We start from the raw sequence: 22,483 nt of genomic DNA on the forward strand, positions 1-22,483 counted from the left end.
AGCGCAGCCGCGGAGCGGCGGAGTGAGGAGGGAAGTCACCGGTCACCAGCCCCCGAGCCGCGACGCGCAGCGTCGCCATGAACTCAGTGGAGGCGTTCGAGGCGCTCGGCCGTCTTGCGCGCGGCGATCAGCACGGGGTCCCACACCGGGGAGAACGGGGGAGCGTAGGCCAGGTCCAGGCCGGTCATCTCCTCCACGGTCATCCCGTGCCAGACGGCCAGTGCCAGGGTGTCGATCCGCTTGGCCGCCCCCTCCTGCCCGACGATCTGGGCGCCCAGCAGGCGGCCGGTCCGGCGGTCGGCGATCATCTTGGTCCGCATCTCCCGTGCGCCGGGGTAGTAGTGGGCGCGCGTGGTGGAGGCCACGGTCTCGGTGACGAACTCGAACCCCGCCGCGGCGGCCTCTGTCTCGGTCAGGCCGGTGCGGGCCACCTCGTACTCGCAGATCTTGGACACGGCGGTCCCCAACACTCCGGGGAAGCTCGCGTACCCGCCTCCGATGTTGATGCCCGCCGCGCGGCCCTGCTTGTTGGCGTGGGTGCCCAGCGCGATCGCCACCGGCCTGCGGGAGACGAGGTGGAAGGTCTCGACGCAGTCGCCGGCCGCCCAAACGCCCTCGACCGGCGTGCGCATCCGCCGGTCGGTCCGGATCCCGGAGGTCTCGCCCACCGGGATGCCCGCGGCCTCGGCCAGCGCGGTGTTCGGGCGGGCCCCGAGGCCCAGTACGACCAGGTCGGCCCGTACGCTCCGGCCCCCGACGCACACCGCGTCCACCCGGCCGCCGGAGGTGGGGAAACCCGTCACACGTTCGCCGAGGAGCACCTCGACCCCCAGCCGGCGCAGGGCGTCGGCGACAAGGGCGCCCATGTCGGGGTCGAGCGTGCCCATCGGCTGCTCACCGGCCTCGACGAGCGTCACCGAAAGGCCCCGCCGCACCAGGGCCTCGGCCATCTCCAGGCCGATGTAGCCGCCGCCGACCACCGTGGCGGCGCGCGGGCGCTCCGCCCCCTCGGTCTCCACGGCCCGCAGCAGCGCGGCGCCGTCGTCCAGGGTCTGCACGCCGTACACGCCGTCGGCGTCGGCGCCGGGCAGGCCGGGACGGTTCGGCAGGGCTCCGGTGGCGACGACGAGCTGGTCGAACGGCTCCCGGTAGTCGCGGCCCTCCCCGTGGTCGCGCACGGTCACCGTCCGGCGGTCCAGATCGATCTCGGTGACCTCGCTGCGCAGGCGCAGGTCGATGGCCTGCTCGTCGCGGAACACCTCGGGCCGCCGGACGACGAGCTCCTCGACGCCGCTCACCTCGCCGCCCACCAGGTAGGGGATTCCGCAGGCCGAGTAGGAGGCGTGGAAGCCCTTCTCCAGGGCCACGATCCGCAGGTCGTCCGGGCCGCGCCGGTTCCGCGCCTGGGAGGCCGCGCTCATCCCCGCGGCGTCGCCGCCGATCACCACCAGCCGTTCCGTCATCGTCCCGCCCGTCTCGCAAGCCGTCAGTGTGCGTCGTTGGGGAAGGGGTTCCTCCGCCCGCCCGTCCCAAACGGCATCGCCTCGATCATGGCGTGTCGCCCCGCCCCGCGGTAAGGGGGGTTGAGCGGCGTCGGTGCGGTCCGGGGAAGATCCGTTGGCTCGGCGCGAAATTGCCGGGCCTGACCCCCTTGCGCAATGGTCAAGAATCGTTGACCATTGCCTGCATGCCTGCCGATGATCTCCCCGAGACGTTTCACGTCACCACTGACGAGCAGCTACGCGCCGTCTCCAATCTCACGCGTCACCGGATCATGGCCGCGCTCCGCTTCGAACCGGCGACGATCACGCAGATCGCCCAGCGGGTGGGCCTCGCGAAAGGGAGTTCCAGCTATCACGTACGGCTGCTGGAGCGGGCCGGCCTGGTGAAGGTGGTGCGGACGCGGAAAGTGAGAGGGGTCACCGAGCGGTACTACGCGATGGCCGCGCGGTCGATCGAGCTGCCGGATCCAGGGCCGGGGCACCCCGACGTGCTGCTGCGGAACGCGGTGGCGGACCTGGAGGAGTCGCCGGCGGACGGTGAGCGGCACGTACGGATGGCGCATCTGCGACTCACCGAAGAGCAGTTCGCGGAGCTCGGGGCGCGCCTGCAGGCGCTGGCGGACGAGTACCGGACGCTGTCCGATCCGTCGCTTCCGGACGTGTCGCTGGTCTTCGCGCTGTTCCGGCCGGCTCCGCGCCGGCAGGTCGAGGGGTACGCCGAATGACCTCGAATCTGACGAATGATGTGGCGAAGCCGCCCGCCGGGTTCGGGCGGCTGTGGACCGCGCAGACGGTGTCCTCGCTCGGTGACGGTGTGACGCATGCCGCGCTGCCGCTGCTGACATTGACGTTGACGCGGGATCCGATGGCGCTGGCCGTCGTCACGGCCGCCGGGACACTGCCCTGGCTGCTGTTCGGAGTGCTCGGCGGTGCGCTGGTGGACCGCTGGGACCGCCGCCGCACGATGTGGGTCACGGACACGGCGCGCGCGGCGCTGCTCGCCGTACCCGCTGCGGCGGCGGCGCTCGACGTGCTGAGCATCCCGCTGCTGGTGGCCGTCGCGTTCCTGCTCGCCCTCGGCGGGCTGTTCTTCGACACGGCCGCCACGGCGTACCTGCCGGACCTGCTCGGCCGCGATCCCGCGCTCCTGCAGCGCGCCAACGCTCGCCTGCGCGGCGCCCAGACCACGGCGTCCGGCTTCGCCGGGCCGCCCGCGGGCAGTGCGCTGCTCGCGCTCGGACGTCCGGTCCCGCTGCTCGCCGACGCGGTGTCGTTCGCGATGTCCGCACTGCTCGTCCGGTCGCTGCCCGCCGTGCCGCGCCCGGCCGCGAGCGCCCAGGAGTCGCTGCTCCGGCAGGCGCGGGCCGGGGCCTCCCACGTCTTCCAGGACCGGCTGCTGCTCGGGCTCGCGCTTCGCCCGGCGGTCGGGAACGTCGCCTTCCTCGCCGTGGAGACCATCCTGGCCCTGTTCGCCCGCGAACGTCTCGGCGTCGGCGCCTCCGGCTTCGGTCTGCTCCTCACCGCCGAGGCCGCCGGCGGCCTGCTCGGGGCGGGCATCGCCTCCTTCCTCGGCCGGCGCCTGGGCATCGGAACCGCGCTGACCTGCACCGCAGTGATCGAGGGCCTCGCCATCCTGGGGCTCGCCTCCGCCCCGAACCCGTACGTGGCCGGGCTCGCGCTCGCCGTCTGCGGGGCGGGAATGGGGGCCACGATGGTGCTCGGCCCCTCCCTCCGGCAGGCCATCGTCCCGGCCCACCTGATGGGCCGTGTCGCCTCCACCTCCCGCATGCTCGCCATGTGCGCCGCCCCCTTCGGCGCCTTCCTCGGCGGCTGGCTGGCCACCGCCTACGACCTGCGCACCCCCCTCTACGCCGCCGCCGGCCTCCTGCTCGCCATGACCGCCGTCACCGCGACCATGACCGGCAACCGCCGGGTCGAGGCCGCACTGCGCAACGCGCGCCCGCAAGGCGACCCTGCCGGCCAGGACCCCGCCGGAGAGATCGCTGTGCGGACCACATCCGGCTGACGGTCATCGCCCGCAGGCTCTGAAGGCCCGCGCCTCTGCCCGGGGCCGCGCCGCCGTACGGGGGACGCCCGCTGTACGGCCCGCTCCGCCGTACGGGGCCCTCCGCCACCCGGCGCTGTGCGCTAGGGATGCTCGCCGCGCAGCGGCAGCCGTGCGGTCACCCGCCACTCCTCCCCGGTGGCGCCGGCCTCCACGGCGCCGCCCAGCAGGGCCGCCCGCTCCCGCATCCCGGCCAGCCCCCGCCCACCCCCGCCGCGCTCATCACCGTGACCGCGCCCGCCGCCGTGACCGTGGCCGTGCGCGCCCGCGTGTGACGCCGGGGCGCGGAGCCGGTTGCGCACGCTCAGCTCCAGGCGGTCGTCCCGTACGGCGACCGCCAGCCGTACCGCCCCCGCGCCGTGCCGGATCGCGTTGGTCAGCGCCTCCTGGGCCATCCGGTACGCCTCGCGGGACACCAGGGCGGGCAGCGCCGCGAGGTCGCCGTCGATCTCGGCGGCGGCTCCGGTGGAGCGGAGCAGTTCGGGCAGGTCGGCGAGGGTCCGCGCGGGGACGCGGTCGCCGCCCGCCTCCTCGCGCAGCACCCCCAGCACGTGGTCGAGGTCCTCCAGTGCCGCCCGGGCCGACTCCTCGATGGCGTCCAGCGCGGCCCGCGCCGCCTCCGGGTCGCGTTCCAGCAGCAGCCCGGCCGCGCCGGCCTGCACGGTCACCACGCTGAGCGCGTGCCCGACCGAGTCGTGCAGCTCGCGGGCGAGCCGGTTGCGGACGGCCAGCCGCCGGGCGCGCTCCTCCGTCGCGGCCAGCCGGTCGGCGGGGGAGGGGCCCAGCAGCACGGGGGCGAGCCGGGCCAGCAGCGCCCCGGTTCCCGACACCGCGTGGACCAGCAGCACCAGTGTCGCCACCCCGGCGGCCGGCCCCCAGACGGAGTCCCACCCGGGCGCCAGGTGGCCGCCCAGGAACCCCAGCGGGTCGCCGAACACCGGCAGCAGGATCAGCCAGACGGCGAACGGCACCAGGGCGAGCGTCGCCCCCGCCATCACCGCGCCGGCCCCCAGGTGCAGGGTGAACCAGGCCGCGGTGCGCCGCCTCTCGGCCCAGGTACGCCCCGGCCGGTGCGGGGCCGGATCGACGCGGGCGCCCAGCAGGCCCCGCGCGGCCGTCAGCTCCAGCGCGCGCACCGGCAGGAACAGCCCGGTCGTCCCGATCAGGGGGAGCACGGCCGCGAAGACCAGCGGGTCTATGCTCACCAGCGGGTACGCCCGCGCCTCCAGCGCCCCCGTCAGGGCCGCGAGGATCGTCCCGACCATCATGTACGGCATGGCCAGCGCGCCGCCCAGGATCAGGCACGTCCAGCGGAGGTAGGTGGTCCGGTCGGCGAGCGGCGCCAGGATGCGTCTCACGCTCCCGATCCTCCCAACTCCCCGGAGTGGACGCCCTCCCGCCGGGAGGGGAGCCCCTCCCCCGGGCGGGGGACACCCGGAGGCGGTTCGGTACGCTCTGCCGAGCTGACGGCGGATTGCGATGGTCCGGGGGATTTCGGGATGAGCGCGGCGGAGATCGTCCTGTTGCTGGTGGCCGCGGCCGGTGCGGGATGGATCGACGCCGTCGTCGGCGGGGGAGGGCTGCTGCAGCTACCCGCGCTGATCGTCGCCGGGGTCTCGCCGGTCCAGGCGCTTGCCACGAACAAGCTCGCAGCCGTCTTCGGCACCTCCTCCGCCGCGGTCACCTATGCCCGCACCACGAAGATCGACCGCAGGGTGGCGGTGCCCGCCGGTCTGGCCGCGGTCGTGTTCGCCGGTCTCGGCGCGGCGTCGGCGTCGGCGATCTCCAAGGACGCGCTCACCCCGCTGGTCATGGCGGCCCTGCTGTGTGTGGCGCTGTTCGTCACCCTCCGCCCGGCGTTCGGCTCCCACCCCCGCCCTCACCTGGGCACCCGTGCCAGGACGCTGGCCGCGGTCGCCGTCACCGGCGTGGCGGTCGCCTTCTACGACGGCATCCTCGGGCCCGGCACCGGCACCTTCCTGATCATCGCCTTCACCACGGTCCTCGGCATGGACTTCGTGCACGGCTCGGCGCATTCGAAGATCATCAACTCCTGCACCAACGTCGGGGCGCTGATCGTCTTCGCCTCTCAGGGGCATGTGCTGTGGCTGCTGGGGCTGGGAATGGCCGTCTGCAACATCGCCGGAGCCCAGCTCGGGGCCCGGATGGCGCTGCGCCGCGGCTCGGGGTTCGTGCGGATCGTGCTGCTGTGCGTGGTGTGCGCCATGGTGGCGAAACTCGGCTACGAGCAGTTCATCGCCTGATGTCCTGATCCACGTCGCAAGGCCGCCTGGCCGGTCCGGAAACCGCCGGCACGAGGAGGTCCCGGCCTCACCCGAAGGGGAGGAGGCCGGGACCCACGACGTCGATGCGCCCGGTGAGGCGCGCGCCGGGCCCACCGTGGACCAGTCGCCGGGGATGGGACAGACTTGGCCGGGTGACGTACGGAGACGACGCGGCGACCGTCCACGCCTGGGCCGCTCTGGAAGGGCCGGCGGGGCTGGCCGAGGGGGTTTCGTACGAGGGGGCGGGCGACGTCCTGCCGGCCCGGCTGCCGGTGCGGGAGCTGGCCCGCGCGAGCGTGGGCGTGTGCTCGCTGGCGGCCGCGGAGCTGCTGGCCCGGCGCAACGCGGTGCCGGTGCCGGCCGTACGGGTGCGGGAGGCGGCGGTGGCCACGGCGTTCGTCAGCGAACGCCACCTGCGGATCGACGGCCGGGCCCCGGTGGCCTTCGCGCCGCTCTCCGGTTTCTGGCGCGCGGCCGACGGCTGGGTGCGCACCCACGCCAACTACCCGCACCATCGCTCCCGGTTGCTGGACGCCCTGGGCATCGGTGACACGGGAGACGACCGGGCGCTGGCGGGGGTGCTCGCGGACGAACTGGCGCTGCGCCCGGCCCGGTGGATCCAGGAGACCGTCTACGAGGCCGGTGGCCTGGCCGTGGCCGTGGCGCCTCCCGACGGGGCGGCGCGTCCCCTGGTCGAGACCCGGCCCGCCGGGGAGGGCTGCCCGCGAGCCCTGGCGCCGGCGCCGTCGCCGGCCGCCGGGGTGCGGGTCCTGGACCTGACCCGGGTCATCGCCGGTCCCGTCGCGACGCGCACCCTCGCCCTCCTGGGCGCCGACGTGCTCCGCGTCGACTGCCCCCGGCTGCCGGAGGGCGCGGACGCCCATGCCGACACCGGGATGGGCAAGCGCTCGACGCGGCTGGACCTGTCCGACGGCGGGGACCGCCGCGTCTTCGCCGATCTTCTCGACTCGGCCGACGTCGTGGTCCTCGGTTACCGGCCCGGCGCGCTGGAGGCCCTGGGTCTCGACGCGCTCCTCGCCCGGCGTCCCGGCCTGATCGTCGCCCGGTTGTGCGCCTGGGGCTGGTCGGGGCCGTGGGCGGCGCGGCGCGGTTTCGACAGCCTGGTCCAGGCGGCGAGCGGCATCGCCGTGATCGAGGCGGGGGCCGACGGCCGGCCCGGCGCGCTGCCCGCGCAGGCGCTGGATCACGGGACCGGATATCTGCTGGCCGCCGCGGTCCTGCGGGCGCTGAGCGACCGGCAGCTCACCGGCCGCGGCCGCCGGCTGCGGCTCTCCCTCGCGGGCACCGCCTCCTGGTTGCTGCACGGTGTCCGCCCCGCGTCGGCCGAGGGCGGCGGCTACGACCCGGAGCCCTGGCTGGCGGAGACCGCCTCGCCGTACGGGCCGCTCCGCCATGCCCTGCCACCGATCCGCTACGAGGGCGCGCCCCGGACGTGGAGCGGCCCGCCGACCCCGTGGGGCACGGATCCTCCCGTGTGGCGGGGCGAGGCGGGGGAGCGGGGCGGAGCGACCTCCTCCGGGTAGGCCGGGAACCGGCCGAAAGTACGGCCGGGCGCGGTGCGGATCGTGCTTTCGGCCCATGCCGGCGCGGGTGGGATCAGGTGGCTGTGGTCCGTCCTGTGGTCGCGGCGGTGTCGTCGGGATCCGCTCGAGTGGCTCTGGCGCCGGGCCGCCTGGGCCCGCCGTCCGGCTCTGCTCCGCACGCCCTGACCGCCGTATCGGTCGTCAGAGGCTTCTCGTCTCCGGATCGTGGGCCAGGACGGTCCGGCCGCCGTCGACCGGGACGGTGGCACCGGTGATGAACCCGGCCTCCGGTGACAGCAGGTAGGCGACGGCGGTGGCGATCTCGTCCGCCTCGGCGACGCGGCCCAGGGGATGCACGGCGGCCATCTGCTCCTCGACGCGGGCGGCGGCCTCCGGCTGCTGGGACGCCAGGAAGCCGGTGTAGCGCTCGGTGCGCACCGAGCCGGGCGCCACCGCGTTCACGCGGATGCCGCGCGGGCCGTACTCGACCGCCAGAGCGCGGGTCATCCCCTCGATGGCCGCCTTGGCGGTCACGTACGGCAGCGAGCCCGGGACCGCCTAGCGTGCCTGGTGGGAGGAGACGTTGACGATCGCGCCGGGCGTGGCGGCGGCGAGGAAGCGGCGGACCGCGGTGGCGCAGCCGGTCACGGCGGTCTCCAGGTTCGCCGCGATCAGGTCCAGGATCCGCCGGGTGGTGGCCGAGTGCACCGAGGCGTCCCGGAAGACGGCGGCGTTGTTGACCCAGCCCGCCAGCGGCGCCGCGGCCTCCGCGCTGTCGGCGGCCCGTTCCGTGACGCGCTCGTCGGCGGCGTCGCCCGCAAGGCCGATCAGCCGGTCGCCGAGCGGATGGGCCGTGGTCCACGCCAGGGCCGCGGAGTCCTGCTCGATCACCACGACCGGATCTCCGGCGGCGGCGAGCCGCTCGGCCACCGCCCGGCCGATTCCCCGGCCCGCGCCCGTCACCACGTACGAACGGTTCATGTCTCTCCCTGTGCGAGGGCGGCCTCCCTTCGCCGGGCCGCCGTTTCAGGCAACGGGATTCGCCCCCATTCCGTCAAGTGCTTTCATGAAAGCACTTCCACGATAGGATCCCCTTGGGAGATCGGATGTGACGGATGCGAGGAGGACGGCGTGAGCGGCCCGCCGACCATCTATGACGTGGCCACCCGGGCGGGCGTCAGCATCTCGACGGTGTCCCGGGTCCTCAACTCGCCCGGCGGTGTCAGCGAGCGGACCCGCCGCAAGGTGCTCGCCGCCGTGGACGCGCTCGGCTTCACTCCCAAGCCGGACGCGGTGGCCAAGGCACGACGCGGCGTCGGCCGCGTCGGCGTGATCGCGCCCTACACCTCCTATCCGTCCGTGGCCCGCCGGCTCCGCGGCGTCCTGCGCGCCGTCGGTGACAGGCCGCTGGAAGTCGTCCTGTTCGACCAGGAGTCGGCCGCCGAAAGCACCTCTCCGCTGCTGGCGAGCCTGCCCGTCACCGGACGGCTGGACGGCCTCATCGTGGTCAGCCTCCCCCTGGACGACGCCGTGGCCGATCGGCTCGCCGCCCTGCGGCTGCCCGCGGTCCTGGTGGACGTGCGTCATCCCGGTTTCGACTCGGTCCGCACCGACGACGCCGACGGGGGCCGCCTGGCCGCCGGGCACCTGATCGGCCGTGGCCACCGCCGGTTCGGCTTCCTCGGCGAGGACCAGCGGTCCGATCGATACGTCTCGCCGTCGCGGCTCAGGCTCGGTGGATATCGTGCCGCGCTCGCCGAGGCCGGTCACGTCATCGGTGACGGCGACGTGCGCCTGGTGCGTCACCGGGCCGGGGAGGCTTTGGCCGCGGCCCGGGACCTGCTGGCTCGCGAGGACCGTCCGACGGCGGTGTTCGCCTCCGACGACGTCCTCGCCGCCGCCGTCCTGCGGGCGGCCCGCGATCTCGGCCTGGACGTGCCCGGAAGCGTCGCCGTGGTCGGCTTCGACGACGGCGAACCGGCCGAGATCATGGGTCTCACCACCGTTCGCCAGCCGCTGGAGGAGTCCGGTCGGGCCGCCATGGAACGCCTGATCCAGCAGCTGGGCCGTCGTACCGCTGCCAGGGACGTGGTCCTCGGGCTGGAACTGATCGCCCGCGCCACGACCTGACCCCCGTGGGGAGAATGCCTCCCGCACCGCCTCGGGGACGCCGGGACGGTGTCTCGCGGCCGGTCCGGGGATCAGGCCGAAGAGCGGTGGTCGGCCAGGACACGGGCGAAGACGATGGTGAGGAGGCCGGCCAGGACGACCGACAGCAGGCCGACGCGCAGGCCGACGAGGTCGGCGACGGCTCCGACGAGCAGCGGGGACAGCAGGAAGCCGCCACGCAGAAGCCAGCTGACGATGGTCAGGCCGGTGCCCGGCGGCAGGCCGGGCAGTTCGTCGGCGGTGTGCATGGTGGCCGGGACGAGGGTGGCGACGCCGAGTCCGGCGAGGGCGAAGCCGGCCAGCGCCGCCGGGACGGAGGGCAGGGCCAGTGCCGCGCCCATGCCGGCGGCGGCCAGGGCGCCTCCCGCGCGGGTCACCGCGCGTTGCCCGAAGCGGTCCACCACGCGGTCGCCGGACAGGCGGCCGATGGTCATGGCGGTCTGGAAGGCCACGACGGCCAGGCCGGCGGTGGCGGCGTCGGCGTGCAGGCCGGTGAGGAAGAGGGCGCCCCAGGACGCGCCGGCGTCCTCGGCCAACGCGCCGCACGCGGCCAGCACGCCGAGTACGGCGAGCATCCGCACCGCCGGGCCGGTGAACGAGCGCCGGTCCGCGCGCCGGGCGGGCCCGGCCGTGTGGTCGCCGGCCGCGGCCGGCTCCCGGGTGCCGGAGCGCTCGGCGTCTTCCGGGCCCGGCAGCAGGAAGCGGTGGGCGACGACCGCCACCAGGCTGAGCAGCGCCGCGGAGATGCCGAGGTGGATCGCCAGGGGCAGGCGGAGGCCTGCGGCGGCCGAGCCCATCAGGCCGCCCAGCACGGCGCCGACGCTCCACAGGCCGTGCAGCGAGTTGAGGATGGAGCGCCGGTAGAGCCGTTGCACGCGCAGGCCGTGGGCGTTCTGTGCGACGTCCACGATCGCGTCGAGCGCGCCCACGAAGAACAGCACGCCGCCGAAGGCCACCCAGTTCGGCACGAAGGGGACGGCCAGGGTCACGAGGGCGGTGATGACGATGCCGAAGGCCGCCGTACGGGCGGAGCCGAAGCGGCGGATCGCGGCGCCGGCGAGCAGCCCCGCCAGCAGCGCGCCGATCGGGGAGCCGGCCACCGCGGTGCCGAAGATGGCGTTGCTGACGCCGAGGTCGGCCTTGATCTGCGGATAGCGCGGGACGATGTTGAAGAAGACGGCGCCGTTGGTGAGGAACAGCGCCGCGACGGCGGCACGGGCCAGACGCGCCTGGCGGGTGGGTGCGGTGGAAGGGGCGGTAGCGGGCATCGGCTTTCCGATCACGGTGGAGCAGGTGCGTGCGGGGAGCGGGGAGGGGGCCGGTGCGGGAGGCGTTGGAAGGGGAGCCTCTGGCGCAACATTAGTGATCTACTTCGTAAAGGCGGGCATCCTGAAAAAAATAGACAAAAAGGACAAAATAATAAGCAACGAGAGATGGTCAGGGGCGGGGTGGCGCCGGTGGCCTCCGGCGGCCCGCCCGGCGCGGTGGCCGGTGTGGGAGGGCTGACGGCTTCGGAGAGGCCGCCGATCGGGGCGGGACCGGGCCGGAGGCATGCGTGGCCCCGGTGCGCCACGAGGGGAGGGAGCTCGGCCGAAGGCCGGGCCCGGGTGCTCCGGTCAGACGGTGCGGACGGTGACACCGGCGGCGGTGAGGGCGTCGTGTTCGCCCGGGGGGATGGCGGTGTCGGTGATGACGATGTCGAGGCGGTCGAGGGGGCAGACGGCGCCGAAGGCGGTTCGGGTGAACTTGCCGGAGTCGGTGGCGATGACGACGCGCCGGGCGGAGTCTATGGCGGCTCGTTTCACGGCGACGTCGGACAGGTCGTGGGCGGTCAGGCCGTGTTCGGCGGACAGGCCGCAGCAGCCGATGATCGCGGTGTCGAAGCGCAGGGATCGGATGGAGGTCTCGGTGAGGGGGCCGGAGAAGTTGAGTTCGCCGGGCCGTACCTCGCCGCCGGGGAGGACGAGGCGGATGCGTGGTGCGGTGGCGAGTTCGTCGGCGGACTGCAGGGAGAGGGGCAGGACGGTGAGGCGGCGGTCGCGGATGGCGCGGGCGACCTCCAGGTTGGTGGTGCCGCCGTCGAGGAGGACGGCTTCGCCGTCGGCGAGGAGGGCGGCGACTTCGGCGGCGATGCGGCGTTTGATGTCGGTCGCTTCGCGTTCGCGTACGCCGAAGGGGGGTTCCTCGCCGCGGAGCAGGAGGCTGATGGCGCCGCCGCGGACACGTCTGACCACTCCTTGCTGGGCGAGTTCGTCGAGGTCGCGGCGGATGGTCATCTCCGAGACGGCGTGTTCGGCGGCGAGTTCCGCCACCGAGACGGTGTCGTGGGCGCGTAGTTCGGACATGATGGCACGCAGACGCTCTGAACTCTCCACGGGTTCATTTGAACATGATGTGTGTTCGTTCCGCAAGCCGGTGGGGTGAGCCCGGTCAGGTCGTTTCGGCGCTGAGGGTCTGTGCCACGGGCCGGCGGGCCGCGAGGAGTGCGGGCAGGGCGGTGAGCGCCGCCGTCGCCAGGAGGGTCGCGAGCACGCCTGCGAGCAGCCAGGAGGAGGGGAGGTCCACCGCGTTCGGGGCGGCGAAGATCGAGAGCAGGGCGGCGCTCAGGGGGACGCCGATGATCGCGCCGGGCAGGGCGGGCAGGAGCTGGGCGGCGGACAGCCCCGCGGAGATCTGCCCCGGGGTGGCGCCGAGCGTGCGGGCGACGGCCATGTTCGCCCGGGCCTCCATGGCGGTGCTCCAAGTGAAGGTGAGGGTGTTCACGATGGCGAGTGCGATCAGCAGGACGGTGACGGCGAGCATCAGATGGCGGCCGTGTTCGCCGCGCAGGTTGGGCAGGGCGGAGGAGCCGTCCAGGCCGTAGCCCCTCTCCGGCTGGGCGTGCAGGGTCAGCAGGGCGACGACCGCGATCACCGTGGTGGCGGTGGAGCACGCCTGCAGTACGGCGCGGCCCGGCCGGCGGGCGGTCAGCCGCAGCCCGAGCAGCAGCGGCGTGGGCAGCAGCGCGGACAGCGCGGTGAGCCGGGGGCGGTGGCGGGGCCGGTGTGCGGTGGCGGTCAGCGCGGTGACGGTCGCGGCGCGCATGGCCCGCAGTGTGGGGCGCAGGGTGGACAGCACCGCCACGGCCACGGCGAGGACGGTGGCCGTGGCGACGGTGGGGCCGGTCAGCCCGGCGGCGCCGATCCGGCTGGTGGTGGGGCTGGCGACGGCGGGCATGGTCAGGCGGGCGACCGCCAGCCCCAGCGCGTCGCCGGTCAGTGCCGCGGCCAGGTACTCGGTGAGCAGGACGGCGGCGATCAGGCCCGGGGCGGCGCCGACGGCCTTGAGCAGTCCGGCCCGGCGTGTCTGCTCGACGGCGCGTCCCGCGGCCAGCGCCGCCACTCCGGTGACGGCCAGGAAGCCGAGCAGCCAGCCGCCGACGATGAGGATCGGCTGGCTGCCCCTGAGGACGGTCATGTCCTGCTCGGCCGTGAACCGCCAGGAGTGGAGGTTGGTCCTGATGGTGGAGTCGCGGTGGGCGTCGATGAAGTCCTCGGTGGCGGCGGGATCGCGCAGTTTCAGGTCCATGGCCGTGGTCACCGGGAGGTCCTGGGACGACGCCAGCGCCCTGGCGTCCGATCGGGTCATCCAGGCCAGGCCGGTGGAGTCGCTGGGGCCGCCGTACGGGCCGATCTGCGCGGCTCCGGGGTAGACGGGGGTGGCCGCGGTGACGGCGATCCCGACGACGGGGTAGGGGCGGCCGGCGATGGTGACGCGGTCGCCGACGCCGGCGCCCAGCGCGGTGGCGAAGCCGCGTTCGAGGACCGTGCCGCCGGGGCGCACCCAGTGGCCCGAGGTCACCAGGGGCCGGTTGAGCGTGGCGGGCTTCTCGGCGAAACCGTGCACCACCACCGGGGAGGAGGTGGAGTCGCGTGTGGTGAGGGTGGCGTAGACGATGCGGTAGGGGCCGTGGTGGGCGGTCACCTCGGGGGCGCGGGCCAGCGACGTCAGGGCCGAGGTCACGGCGGGGCCCGTGTCGCCGGAGAGCGCCACCATGTCCGGCCCGGCGGTGGCCGTCCGGGTCTGCTCGTACAGCGCGTCGCTCGCGCCGCGCAGGGACAGGCCCAGGGCCAGTGTCGCGGTGGCCACGGTCACCGCGAGCAGGAGCATCGCGGTCTGGGCCCTGTGCCGGCGCACGTCGGCCAGCGCGAGGCGCATGACGAGCACGATGGAGCCCATGCCGTTCAGCCTTCAGGCCCGGTGCGGGCCGGCCGGGTGTCGCCGGCGAACATCCCGTCGCGCATCGAGATGAGCCGGTCCGCCATGGCGGCCACCCGCTCGTCGTGTGTGACGATCACGAAGGTCCGCCCCGCCGTACGGAGTTCTCCGAAGATCCTCAGCACGTCGAGGGTGGCCGCGGTGTCGAGGTTGCCGGTCGGTTCGTCGGCCAGGACGATCAGGGGGTCGTTGACCAGGGCGCGGGCGACGGCGACCCGCTGGCGCTGTCCTCCCGACAGTTGGGAGGGCAGGTGCCGGGCGCGTGCGGCGAGCCCGACCCGTTCCAGCAGCAGGCCGGCGCGCCGTCTGGCCTGGCGGCGTGAGCGGCCGGCCAGCAGTGCGGGCAGTTCCACGTTCTCGGTGGCCGACAGCTCCTCCACCAGGTGGAATGCCTGGAAGACGAATCCCACCGAGCGGCGCCGCATGCGTGCCAGAGCCCGTTCGCTCAGTGTGTCGATGCGCCGCCCGTCCAGCCACACCTGTCCGCCGGTGGGCCGCTCCAGGCCGCCCAGCAGGTGCAGCAGGGTGGATTTCCCGCAGCCGCTGGGTCCCGTCACCGCCAGCGTCTGCCCCTGCGGCACCTCCAGGTCGATCTCGTCCACCGCGTGGACCCGGCCCTGCCCTCGGCCGTGCGTCTTCGCCAGGGCGTGGGCCCGGATCACGTGGGGTGACGTGTTCATCCATCCTCGGCTCTGTCGTCGATGTCGGGCGGGTCCGCCTGGGCCGGACGCGCGGGCGTGGCCGGCGCGGTGTCCCGCACCCTACTCTCTAACGGCTAGCTAATAGATAGCGGTTAGCCGTCAGGGGTGTCAAAGCGCCGCCTCGCCCGATCGGCGGCCCGGGATCACGAATCGTCGTATGCGCCGCGTATATACCCTCGGTATATAGTGATCGTCATGACAGTCCCCTTGACGCTGCTGGGCCTCCTGGACCGTGAGCCCAGCTACGGGTACGACCTGAAACGCGACTACGACACCTACTTCGGCAGGGGCAGGCCGCTTCCCTTCGGGCAGGTCTACTCGACGCTCGGCCGCCTGGCCAGGGACGGAAAGGTCGCGGCCGGCGAGAGCGAGCCCGGCGACGGCCCCGACCGCAAGCGCTACGCCATCACCCCGCTGGGCAGGCGGGAGGTGGAGGAGTGGCTGGCCGAGCCGGCGGCGGCGGAGCCGTTCCTGCAGACGGTGCTGTTCACGAAGGTCGTGCTGGCGCTGATGCTGGGCCACGACGCGCAGGGTTTCCTCGACGTCCAGCGCGCCACGCACATGCGGCGCATGCGCGAGCTGTCGGAGATCAAACGCGGCGGCGCCCTCGTGGACGCCCTGCTGGCCGACCACGCCCTGTTCCATCTGGAGGCCGACCTGCGCTGGATCGACGTGACCGCGGCCCGGCTGGGCGCGCTGGCGGAGACGGTGCGCGGCGCATGACCGTCGACGCCCTTCCCGTGCCGGGCCCGCTGCTGGAGGCCCGCTCCGTCGGCCGCTCCTACGGCCGGACGCCGGCGCTGCGCGAGGCGAGCCTGTCGGTGACGGCGGGGGAGATCCTGGCGATCATGGGGCCGAGCGGGTCCGGCAAGTCCACGCTGCTGCACTGCCTGGCCGGCATCTTCACCCCCGACGCGGGCGAGGTCCGGTTCGACGGGCGGCGGCTGGACACCCTGAGCGACGCCCGGCGGTCGGAGCTGCGCCGTACGGCGTTCGGCTTCGTCTTCCAGTTCGGCCAGCTGGTGCCGGAGCTCACGGTGGCCGACAACGTCGCCCTGCCGCTGCTGCTCGGCAGGGCCGGGCGCAGGCGGGCCTACCGGCGGGCGGACGACTGGCTGGAGCGGCTGGAGCTGGACGGCCTGCGCGGGCGGCGCACCGGCGAGCTGTCCGGCGGGCAGGCACAGCGGGTGGCGATCGCCAGGGCGCTGGTGACGCGGCCCAAGGTGGTCTTCGCCGACGAGCCCACCGGGGCGCTCGACTCGCTCACCGGCGAGAAGGTCATGGAGCTGCTCGTCGGCCTGGCCCGCCAGGAGGGCACGACCGTGATCGTGGTGACGCACGACGCCCGCGTCGCCGCCTGCGCCGACCGGGAGGTCATCGTGCGCGACGGCAGGGTCACCGACCCCTACGCGAGCGGGGTCCTGCGATGACGTTCCGGCTGGGCCTGCGGCTGTCGCTGCGCGGAGGCCGGGAGGCGGCCGTCCGGCTGGTGCTCGTCGGCGCCGCCGTCGCGATGGGTGTGACGGTGCTGCTGTCCACGGTGGCGCTGTTCAACGCCTTCCGGGCCACCGCGGACCGGCCGTGCTGGGAGTGCACGACCGGATCGGCGCCGGGCGGCCGGGCACTGGGCGCCACCCCCGGCGCCGTGCTGTGGAACCACCGCCGGGATTCCTACGCCGGCCGCCCGATCAAGCGGCTCGACGTCGCCGTCCTCGACGCGCGGGCGCCCGCGCCGGGCATTCCCGGTCTCTCCGCGCCGCCGGCCGCGGGGCGCTACCACGTCTCGCCCGCGCTCGCCGAGCTGATGGACGCGGTGCCGCGCGAGCAGCTCGCCGACCGCTTCCCGGGCGTCCGAGCCGGCCTCGTCGGGCGGGCGGCGCTGTCCGGCCCGGACGACCTGGTCGCCGTCGTCGGCCGGACCCCCGCCGAGCTGGCCGCGATGGCCGGCACCGTGGCAGTCGACGCCGCCGACGTCGCCGCCGCCCCGGCCGCCGACGACACCGCCGCCCTGTACGGGCACGGCTTCGGCATCGCCGCGATCGGCCTGGTCTTCCCGCTGCTCGTCCTCGTCGGCACGGCCACGCGCCTGGCCGCCGCCCGCCGCGAGGCGCGGTTCGCCGCGATCAGGCTGGCCGGCGCCACCGCGCGGCAGATCAGCGCGATCGCCTCGGTGGACGCGGCCCTCGGCGCGCTGCTGGGCGCGCTCGCCGGCATCGCGGTCTTCCAGGCGGTACGGCCCGCCCTGGCCGGCGTCGCCGTCACCGGCTCGCGTTTCTTCCCCGACACGGTCGCGCCCACCGCGCTCCAGTACGCCGCCGTGGTCGCGGGTGTGCCGCTCGCCGCCGCGGGCGCCGCGCTGTGGTCGCTGCGCCGGGTGCGGATCACGCCGCTCGGCGTGGCGCGCAGGGTGCGGGCGCCGGCTCCGGGCTGGTGGCGGGTGCTGCCGCTGCCGGTGGGGCTGGGACTGCTGGCGGGCCCGGCGTTCGGGGGCGGTGATCCGGACGCGGTGCTCGCCGACGCCGGCCTGGTACTGGTCATGGCCGGTCTCGTGACGGCCGGGCCCTGGCTGACGATGCTGGCCGCGCGGCTGGCCGCCCGCCTCACCCCCGGCGCGGCGACGCTGCTGGCCGCGCAGCGGCTGGCGGCCGACCCGAAGGCGGCCTTCCGGCCGGTGAACGGGATCGTGCTGGCGGTCTTCATCGGCACGGCCGTCGCCGGCATCGTCCCCGCCGTCGTCTCGGGCCAGGAGACGGCGGGCGGCGGCACGCTGAACGAGGTCCTGCGGGTGTCGTTCGGGTACGCCGACGCCGCTCCGGGCCGGCCGCTGCCGCCCGGCACGGCGGACGAGCTGCTCGCCGGGCTCCACGCCCACCCCGGGGTCACCGTGCTGCCGATCCACCGCAGGACCGGGCAGCCGGCCCCGCCCGACGGACCCCCGCCGTGCGACCCGGGCCCCGGCTGCCGGCCCGACTTCATGCTCGGGCAGGTGGTCGCGTGCGACGCCCTGGCCGGTTTCCCGGCGCTCGGCCGCTGCGCCCCGGGCGCCCGCGCGGTGGCGGCCGACTTCAACCGGCTGCTGACCAGCGACAACATGCTCAGTGTCGGCCGCAATCTGCCGATCGTGGACGCCTCCAGCCCCGCCGCGAGCCCCGCCGCCGGCCCGGCCGGTCCGTCCCTGGCGGCGGTGCTGGTCCGCGCGGACGACCCGGCCGTCCGCGAGCGGATCCGCACGCTGCTGGCCCCGTACGTCGCCCGCTCGGGCAGCGCCGAGACGCCGCTGACGTTCGCCGAGGTCGCCCAGGCACGCGCGGTGCTGCTGGATCAGGCCGAACGCGTGGCGCTGGCCATCGTCGCGCTGACCCTGCTGGTGGCGGGCTGCGGCCTGCTGGTCGCGGTCGCCGGAGGCGTGGTGGAGCGCAGGCGGCCCTTCACGCTGCTGCGGCTGTGCGGCACGCCGATGCGGACCCTGTCCGGCGTGGTGCTGCTGGAGACCGCGGCGCCCATGGTGCTGGCCGCGCTGGTGGCGGCGGGGGCGGGTCTCGGCGTGGCCGGGCCGGTGATCGGCCTGCTGAGGATCAGGAGCGCGCCGGCGGCGTTGCCCGGCCCCGCCTACTTCCTGACCGTCGGCGGCGGGCTGCTGGCCGCCCTGCTGGTGATCCTCGCCGGCCTGCCGCTGCTCAGGCGTGTGACCGCGCCCGAGGGCGCCCGCTTCGAATAGGACACCCGATGATGATGAAACATGTCAGGCGGCTGTCCCCGCTCCCCGTGGCGGCCCTGGCCGGCGCCCTCCTGACGGCGGCGCCCGCGCCGGCGCGGGCCGCGGAAGGCCGGTACGCCGCCGACATCAGACGCACCGAGTACGGAATCCCACACATCTCGGCGAAAGACCGACGTGGCCGCGCTGCGCCGCGTCCAGGACACCTACCAGGGCATGCCGTTCGTCTACACCCTCGCCGCGGACGTCGGCGGCACGGCGTACTTCGCCGACACCTCGGTCGTGCCCGCGCGTGGCCGGCCCCCTGCCGCGCGCGGAGCGTCTCGATCTCCGGGGCTCCGGGGCTTCGGGCCGGGGCGCGCCCCGTGTGGGACGCGTCCCGGCCCCGAGCCCGGCGGGCGGCGTTCGCGGTCATTCCTCGATGGCGCCGCCCACGGCCCGCAGATGGTCGCGGAAGGTCAGTGAGGGGTTCTGCCGCCGCCCGGAGAGGAAGGCGCCGAAGCGCACCTGATCGCGCAGGGTGTCTCCGCCGCGGATCCGGTCGGCCTGACGCCGCTCGGTGTCGCGGATCGCCTCGGCCAGGGTGAGGAGCTCCTCGGCGCGTCCGGCCGGGACGAACAGCACGCCGTCGTCGTCGCCCAGGACCAGGTCGCCGGGGCCCACCGTCCACTCGCCCACGTCCGCCGACTCCAGGGCGCCCGGGGGGCGTTCGTCCAGGCGCAGCGGTCCGGTGGGCAGGGCTCCCAGGCTGAAGACGGGCAGGCCGATCCGCTGGATGTCGGCGGTGTCGCGGTGCAGTCCCCAGATCACGATCCCGCCCAGCCCGGCGGCGCGGGCCTCCAGGACCACCAGGTCGCCGACGCACGCCTCGTCGAGGCGGCCGCCGTTGTCGGCCACCAGCACGTCGCCCGGCTCGGCCCGCTCGAACGCCTCCAGGAAGACGTCGACGCTGCCGGCGTGCCGGGCGGGGGCCACCCGCCCGGCCAGGCGGTCGCCGGGTGTCACCGCGCGCAGGGCGGCGGGCGCGCACCGCACCGGGACGCCGGCGCGGATGCACGCGTCCGCCAGGTGGGCGGTGGTCAGAGCGGTGAACCGCTTGTGAAGCTCCTGGTGGTCCATGGCCGTGCTCCCTTCCGCCGCGCTGCCGCCCGCCGCGCCGGACGCCTGTCGTGCGGGCCGCCGCGGCGTCACCCGGCGCGCCGCCGTCTGATGCCGTCGCCACCGAGACTGGCACGGCCGAGGGCCGGGATCAACGAGCCCGCCTCCCGGGGGCCGTCCCTGTACGGGGCCGGCCGGAATACGCCGGAAACGGGCCGCATGGTAGGGAGGCCGGGTGAACGAGGTGAGCGCGACGACGACCACCAGGAACACCTGGATTCGGATGAGGCGGCGCATCACCTCGCGGGGCGGTCTCTTGCGACGATCATGCGAGGGCGGTGGCGAGGACTCCCGTCGCGGTGGTCACTGCTGTGGGGGCGGAGGCTGAGGGAACCCGGCAGCGAACTCCTCCCCAGCCTTCTTCTCCGCTGCCGGCGGCAGGAAGTGGGCAGGCGGTGGAACGTTTCCTGGAGGGATCAGCCGTAGCGGTCACAGTTGCAACCCTAAGCGGGCGGGTGGACTCCGCCCGAAGCCTGGGTGACGCGCGGGGCCGGCTCGAACTCCCGTCACTGACCGAGAGCCACGCCGCGGCGCAGCCAGCGGAGCCAGGATGGCTCAGGCCGGTGCGCCGCCGCGGTGATGGGTGAAGACGTCGAGCAGTAGCTCCGCCAAGAGCTTGGCGTCTGCTCCGAAGGCGACGTCGGCGTTGGGCTTCTGGTTCGTGCCGAGCCGGGTGTCCATCACGCTTCGGCCGACGGTGAGGGAGTCGTTGGTCTCGACGGCGACGTGCACGCTCCGGGTGGTGATGACCCGGGGCTGAACGAGGTAGGCGGTACAGACCACGTCGTGCACCGGCGCGGCGTCCTCGGCGGACACGACGCCGTGGTAGGCGGAGATCCGCCGGGAGATGAACCGGGAGGCGGCGATCCCGGCGGGCGTCCCTGACCTCTCCAGCTTGAGGCAGGTGTCTCTGGTGACCAGCGCCTGGTAGGTGGCGTCGAGCGGCACCAGGGTGGTGCGGGCGAATCCTGCGGCAAGGACCATGCTCGCGGCCTCGGGGTCGGCCCAGATGTTGAACTCGGCTGAAGCGGTCACGTTGGTCACCGCATGGCCGCCGCCCATGACCACCAGTTCGTCGACCGCTTCGGTCAGGGTGGGATCGATGGCGAGCACAGCGGCGATGTTGCTCAGCGGTCCGACCGGCACCAGAGTGATCTGTTCGGTCGTCGACCGCAGCGTCTCGATGAGGAACTCGACGGCCCCGGTGTCCTGGCGCGTGCTGCGCGCCGGCGGGAGCGGCAGGGCGCTGCCGTGCGGGTCGTCGTCGGAGTCCCGTTCGAAGTGCTTGGTGGAGGGGAAGCCGAGCCTGGTGATGGGACGGCTGAGCCCGGCGAAGACCGGAATCTGGGATCTGCCGATCCAGTCGAGCACCCGCAACGTGTTGTCGGTGGTGTTCTCCAGCGGCACGTTGCCGTTGACGGTGGTGACGCCGATCAGGTCGAGTTCCGGATGCAACGCCGCGAACATGATCGCCACCGCGTCGTCGGTTCCGGTGTCGACGTCGAGGATGATCTTTCGGCTCATGAGTACGCTTTCCCTTCCATGGTGGTGGTGTGCAGGCCGTCGCCGGCGGGTCGGTGACGGGGGATCTCGGCGGCGGTGGGGCGCGGGATGAGGTATGAGGTGGCGAGCGCGGTGACGGTGATTATCAGGCCGCAGCCGATGGCGGCGGCGTAGCTGCCGGGGCCCGATGACCAGGCCGGGCCGCCGGCGAGTTGGACGAGGGGCAGGACGGCGAAGCTCAGCCCGGCGCCGAAGTTGAACGCGCCGCAGTTGACGCCCGGCAGAAACCCTTGTGCGTCTTGCGGTGACAGCACCACGGAAAGCCCGTTCAGCATGATGTTGGACATGCCGGCGTAGGCGACGCCGAGTGATACGACCGCGGCGATGAGCAGCGGCAGCGATGTGAGGCCGGCGGTGGCCATCAGCGCCAGCGCCACGACACTGCCCGCCAGGCCGACACGGAGCACCTGCAGGTACCCGAAGCGGGGGGCCAGCCTTCCTGCGAAGGGACCGATCAACCAGCCCACGAGCGCGTAGGGGCTGAGGAGGAGCAGGGACGTCGCGTCCGCACCGAGCCCGAACCCGATCTCGCGGTTCTGGGCGAAGGTGACCACCAGCCCGTTGACCGTGGCGAAGATCCCGGCGAGCGTCAGCGTGGTGGTGAGCAGAAGCGCCCAGGTCGCACGTTGCCGTAGCCGCGCTGGGCTGGCCAGGGCGTGTGGTGTCGCCCGTTCAATGAACCAGAAGACGGCGAAGGAGACCAGCGCGACCGCACTGAGGACGATGACCAGCACCCAGTTCGCGGCGGTCGGTCTGCTCGCTTCATTGAGCGCGACCAGGACGCATCCGATCGTCACGACCAGGGGGGCGACGCCCCGCCAGTCCATCGCGACCTGCTGTGACGGCCTGGACTCGGGCGCCAGCCGGGCGACGAGGACGGCCGCGCCCAGTGCGACGACCGCCATGAGCCAGAAGACCGGCCGGAATCCGAAGCGGGCGGCCAGGAATCCGCCGAGCAGTACGTCGACGCCGGCTATGCCGCCGTTGACGGCGGTGACCACGCCCATCAGGGCGCCGTAGCGGCGGACGTCCGGAACGGCGGCGCGCAGCATGAGCAGACAGATCGCGATCACCGAGCCGGAACAGCCCTGGATCACCCGCCCCGCGTCGAGCAGGAGGATGCCGGGGGCGACGGCGGACAGCACGGACCCCACCGCGACGAGGGCGAGGGTCACGACGAGGACACGCCGTCGGCCCTTTATGTCGCTCAGGCGCGGTACGAAGACGGCGAAGAGGGCTGCGGAGGTGAAGAACGCGGTCTGCGACAGGCTGACGGCCGCCTCGTCGACGCCGAGCTCGGTGGCGATGGAGGGTAGGACCGGGCTGAGCATGCTCGCGTTCAGCTGGAAGGCCACGCATGCGCTCAGCAGCGCGACCATGAGCGCACCGGTTCTCATCGTTCGGTCATTCATGACGCCTCTACTTCCGGCGGGGGACGCTATGAATCTCCCCGTCTGGTGGTATACCGTATGCCTACAGCCCACACTTCAGAAACGTCAAGTGTTCGCCTAAAATACGAGTCAG

At 74.1% G+C, this 22,483-nt stretch carries 18 protein-coding genes and 1 pseudogene; 9 read left to right on the forward strand and 10 right to left on the reverse strand.

Annotated features, from left to right (window positions below):
* Window positions 1-83: 83 nt before the first annotated feature.
* Window positions 84-1,463 (reverse strand): FAD-dependent oxidoreductase, encoded by a 1,380-nt coding sequence (locus AB0D67_RS35560; protein ID WP_362945755.1) that lies wholly within the window; start codon window positions 1,461-1,463, stop codon window positions 84-86.
* Between the two features lie 224 nt (window positions 1,464-1,687).
* On the opposite strand from AB0D67_RS35560, the gene AB0D67_RS35565 reads away from it, so the two are divergent.
* Both AB0D67_RS35565 and AB0D67_RS35570 read left to right on the forward strand, forming a co-directional pair.
* Window positions 1,688-2,227: a helix-turn-helix domain-containing protein gene (locus tag AB0D67_RS35565; protein WP_362945758.1), complete on the forward strand. Its 540-nt coding sequence runs from the start codon at window positions 1,688-1,690 to the stop codon at window positions 2,225-2,227.
* Window positions 2,224-3,528: an MFS transporter gene (locus AB0D67_RS35570; RefSeq protein WP_362945760.1), complete on the forward strand. Its 1,305-nt coding sequence runs from the start codon at window positions 2,224-2,226 to the stop codon at window positions 3,526-3,528. The genes AB0D67_RS35565 and AB0D67_RS35570 overlap by 4 nt, the downstream gene beginning before the upstream one ends.
* A 122-nt stretch (window positions 3,529-3,650) precedes the next feature.
* Here AB0D67_RS35570 and AB0D67_RS35575 read toward each other — a convergent pair whose 3' ends face one another.
* Complete coding sequence (locus AB0D67_RS35575) at window positions 3,651-4,925, reverse strand: histidine kinase (RefSeq protein ID WP_362945763.1); 1,275 nt, start codon at window positions 4,923-4,925, stop codon at window positions 3,651-3,653.
* A 141-nt stretch (window positions 4,926-5,066) separates the two neighbouring features.
* Between AB0D67_RS35575 and AB0D67_RS35580 the strand changes: the two genes are divergently transcribed.
* From AB0D67_RS35580 to AB0D67_RS35590, 3 genes are all read left to right on the forward strand, one after another.
* Entirely contained in the window at window positions 5,067-5,831 is a 765-nt protein-coding gene (locus AB0D67_RS35580) for a TSUP family transporter (RefSeq protein WP_362945766.1), read from the forward strand.
* A gap of 173 nt (window positions 5,832-6,004) precedes the next feature.
* Complete coding sequence (locus tag AB0D67_RS35585; protein ID WP_362945769.1) at window positions 6,005-7,396, forward strand: CoA transferase; 1,392 nt, start codon at window positions 6,005-6,007, stop codon at window positions 7,394-7,396.
* A gap of 42 nt (window positions 7,397-7,438) precedes the next feature.
* Complete coding sequence (locus AB0D67_RS35590) at window positions 7,439-7,582, forward strand: DUF418 domain-containing protein (protein WP_362945772.1); 144 nt, start codon at window positions 7,439-7,441, stop codon at window positions 7,580-7,582.
* A gap of 15 nt (window positions 7,583-7,597) precedes the next feature.
* Here AB0D67_RS35590 and AB0D67_RS35595 read toward each other — a convergent pair.
* Window positions 7,598-8,377, reverse strand: a pseudogene (locus AB0D67_RS35595) (SDR family oxidoreductase).
* 150 nt (window positions 8,378-8,527) lie between these two features.
* On the opposite strand from AB0D67_RS35595, the gene AB0D67_RS35600 reads away from it, so the two are divergent.
* Entirely contained in the window at window positions 8,528-9,526 is a 999-nt protein-coding gene (locus AB0D67_RS35600; protein WP_362945774.1) for a LacI family DNA-binding transcriptional regulator, read from the forward strand.
* A 71-nt stretch (window positions 9,527-9,597) separates the two neighbouring features.
* On the opposite strand, the gene AB0D67_RS35605 is transcribed toward AB0D67_RS35600, so the two are convergent.
* From AB0D67_RS35605 to AB0D67_RS35620, 4 genes are all read right to left on the reverse strand, one after another.
* Complete coding sequence (locus AB0D67_RS35605) at window positions 9,598-10,833, reverse strand: MFS transporter (RefSeq protein ID WP_362945775.1); 1,236 nt, start codon at window positions 10,831-10,833, stop codon at window positions 9,598-9,600.
* Between the two features lie 348 nt (window positions 10,834-11,181).
* Window positions 11,182-11,940, reverse strand: coding sequence for a DeoR/GlpR family DNA-binding transcription regulator (locus AB0D67_RS35610; protein ID WP_362945777.1), 759 nt, complete (start codon window positions 11,938-11,940; stop codon window positions 11,182-11,184).
* 55 nt (window positions 11,941-11,995) lie between these two features.
* Window positions 11,996-13,783, reverse strand: a complete 1,788-nt coding sequence (locus AB0D67_RS35615; protein ID WP_362945779.1) for an FtsX-like permease family protein — start codon at window positions 13,781-13,783, stop codon at window positions 11,996-11,998.
* Between the two features lie 5 nt (window positions 13,784-13,788).
* Window positions 13,789-14,502 carry an ABC transporter ATP-binding protein gene (locus AB0D67_RS35620; protein WP_362945782.1) on the reverse strand — a complete coding sequence of 238 codons (714 nt, stop codon included), beginning with the start codon at window positions 14,500-14,502 and terminating at the stop codon, window positions 13,789-13,791.
* A gap of 216 nt (window positions 14,503-14,718) precedes the next feature.
* Between AB0D67_RS35620 and AB0D67_RS35625 the strand changes: the two genes are divergently transcribed.
* Genes AB0D67_RS35625 through AB0D67_RS35635 form a run of 3 tightly spaced genes read left to right on the forward strand, consistent with a single transcriptional unit; the run spans window position 14,719 to window position 18,241 of the window.
* Window positions 14,719-15,246 (forward strand): PadR family transcriptional regulator, encoded by a 528-nt coding sequence (locus AB0D67_RS35625; protein WP_362945784.1) that lies wholly within the window; start codon window positions 14,719-14,721, stop codon window positions 15,244-15,246.
* Entirely contained in the window at window positions 15,243-15,953 is a 711-nt protein-coding gene (locus tag AB0D67_RS35630) for an ABC transporter ATP-binding protein (RefSeq protein WP_362945787.1), read from the forward strand. Before AB0D67_RS35625 ends, AB0D67_RS35630 begins: the two co-directional genes overlap by 4 nt.
* Window positions 15,950-18,241 carry an FtsX-like permease family protein gene (locus AB0D67_RS35635; protein ID WP_362945790.1) on the forward strand — a complete coding sequence of 764 codons (2,292 nt, stop codon included), beginning with the start codon at window positions 15,950-15,952 and terminating at the stop codon, window positions 18,239-18,241. The genes AB0D67_RS35630 and AB0D67_RS35635 overlap by 4 nt, the downstream gene beginning before the upstream one ends.
* A 408-nt stretch (window positions 18,242-18,649) precedes the next feature.
* Here the strand turns inward: AB0D67_RS35635 and AB0D67_RS35640 are convergent, their stop codons facing one another.
* The 3 genes from AB0D67_RS35640 to AB0D67_RS35650 form a co-directional block, all read right to left on the reverse strand.
* On the reverse strand, window positions 18,650-19,357 hold the full coding sequence (locus AB0D67_RS35640; protein WP_362945792.1) for an RraA family protein: 708 nt from the start codon (window positions 19,355-19,357) through the stop codon (window positions 18,650-18,652).
* A 594-nt stretch (window positions 19,358-19,951) separates the two neighbouring features.
* Window positions 19,952-20,920, reverse strand: a complete 969-nt coding sequence (locus AB0D67_RS35645) for a nucleoside hydrolase (protein WP_362945795.1) — start codon at window positions 20,918-20,920, stop codon at window positions 19,952-19,954.
* The gene (locus AB0D67_RS35650; protein WP_362945797.1) at window positions 20,917-22,356 is read right to left on the reverse strand and encodes an MFS transporter; all 1,440 of its coding nucleotides are present in this window, start codon (window positions 22,354-22,356) and stop codon (window positions 20,917-20,919) included. Before AB0D67_RS35650 ends, AB0D67_RS35645 begins: the two co-directional genes overlap by 4 nt.
* Between the last annotated feature and the right edge of the window lie 127 nt (window positions 22,357-22,483).

Origin of the sequence: Streptosporangium sp. NPDC048047, from assembly GCF_040653115.1 — a bacterium.
Classification (GTDB): Bacteria; Actinomycetota; Actinomycetes; order Streptosporangiales; family Streptosporangiaceae; genus Streptosporangium.

Excerpts from the sequence above, each read along its gene's own strand:
- AB0D67_RS35560 (WP_362945755.1), bottom strand. The coding sequence starts at position 1,463 with ATGACGGAACGGCTGGTGGTGATCGGCGGCGACGCCGCGGGGATGAGC.
- AB0D67_RS35565 (WP_362945758.1), top strand. The coding sequence starts at position 1,688 with ATGCCTGCCGATGATCTCCCCGAGACGTTTCACGTCACCACTGACGAG.
- AB0D67_RS35570 (WP_362945760.1), top strand. The coding sequence starts at position 2,224 with ATGACCTCGAATCTGACGAATGATGTGGCGAAGCCGCCCGCCGGGTTC.
- AB0D67_RS35580 (WP_362945766.1), top strand. The coding sequence starts at position 5,067 with ATGAGCGCGGCGGAGATCGTCCTGTTGCTGGTGGCCGCGGCCGGTGCG.
- AB0D67_RS35605 (WP_362945775.1), bottom strand. The coding sequence starts at position 10,833 with ATGCCCGCTACCGCCCCTTCCACCGCACCCACCCGCCAGGCGCGTCTG.
- AB0D67_RS35615 (WP_362945779.1), bottom strand. The coding sequence starts at position 13,783 with ATGGGCTCCATCGTGCTCGTCATGCGCCTCGCGCTGGCCGACGTGCGC.
- AB0D67_RS35620 (WP_362945782.1), bottom strand. The coding sequence starts at position 14,502 with ATGAACACGTCACCCCACGTGATCCGGGCCCACGCCCTGGCGAAGACG.
- AB0D67_RS35625 (WP_362945784.1), top strand. The coding sequence starts at position 14,719 with ATGACAGTCCCCTTGACGCTGCTGGGCCTCCTGGACCGTGAGCCCAGC.
- AB0D67_RS35630 (WP_362945787.1), top strand. The coding sequence starts at position 15,243 with ATGACCGTCGACGCCCTTCCCGTGCCGGGCCCGCTGCTGGAGGCCCGC.
- AB0D67_RS35635 (WP_362945790.1), top strand. The coding sequence starts at position 15,950 with ATGACGTTCCGGCTGGGCCTGCGGCTGTCGCTGCGCGGAGGCCGGGAG.
- AB0D67_RS35640 (WP_362945792.1), bottom strand. The coding sequence starts at position 19,357 with ATGGACCACCAGGAGCTTCACAAGCGGTTCACCGCTCTGACCACCGCC.
- AB0D67_RS35645 (WP_362945795.1), bottom strand. The coding sequence starts at position 20,920 with ATGAGCCGAAAGATCATCCTCGACGTCGACACCGGAACCGACGACGCG.
- AB0D67_RS35650 (WP_362945797.1), bottom strand. The coding sequence starts at position 22,356 with ATGAGAACCGGTGCGCTCATGGTCGCGCTGCTGAGCGCATGCGTGGCC.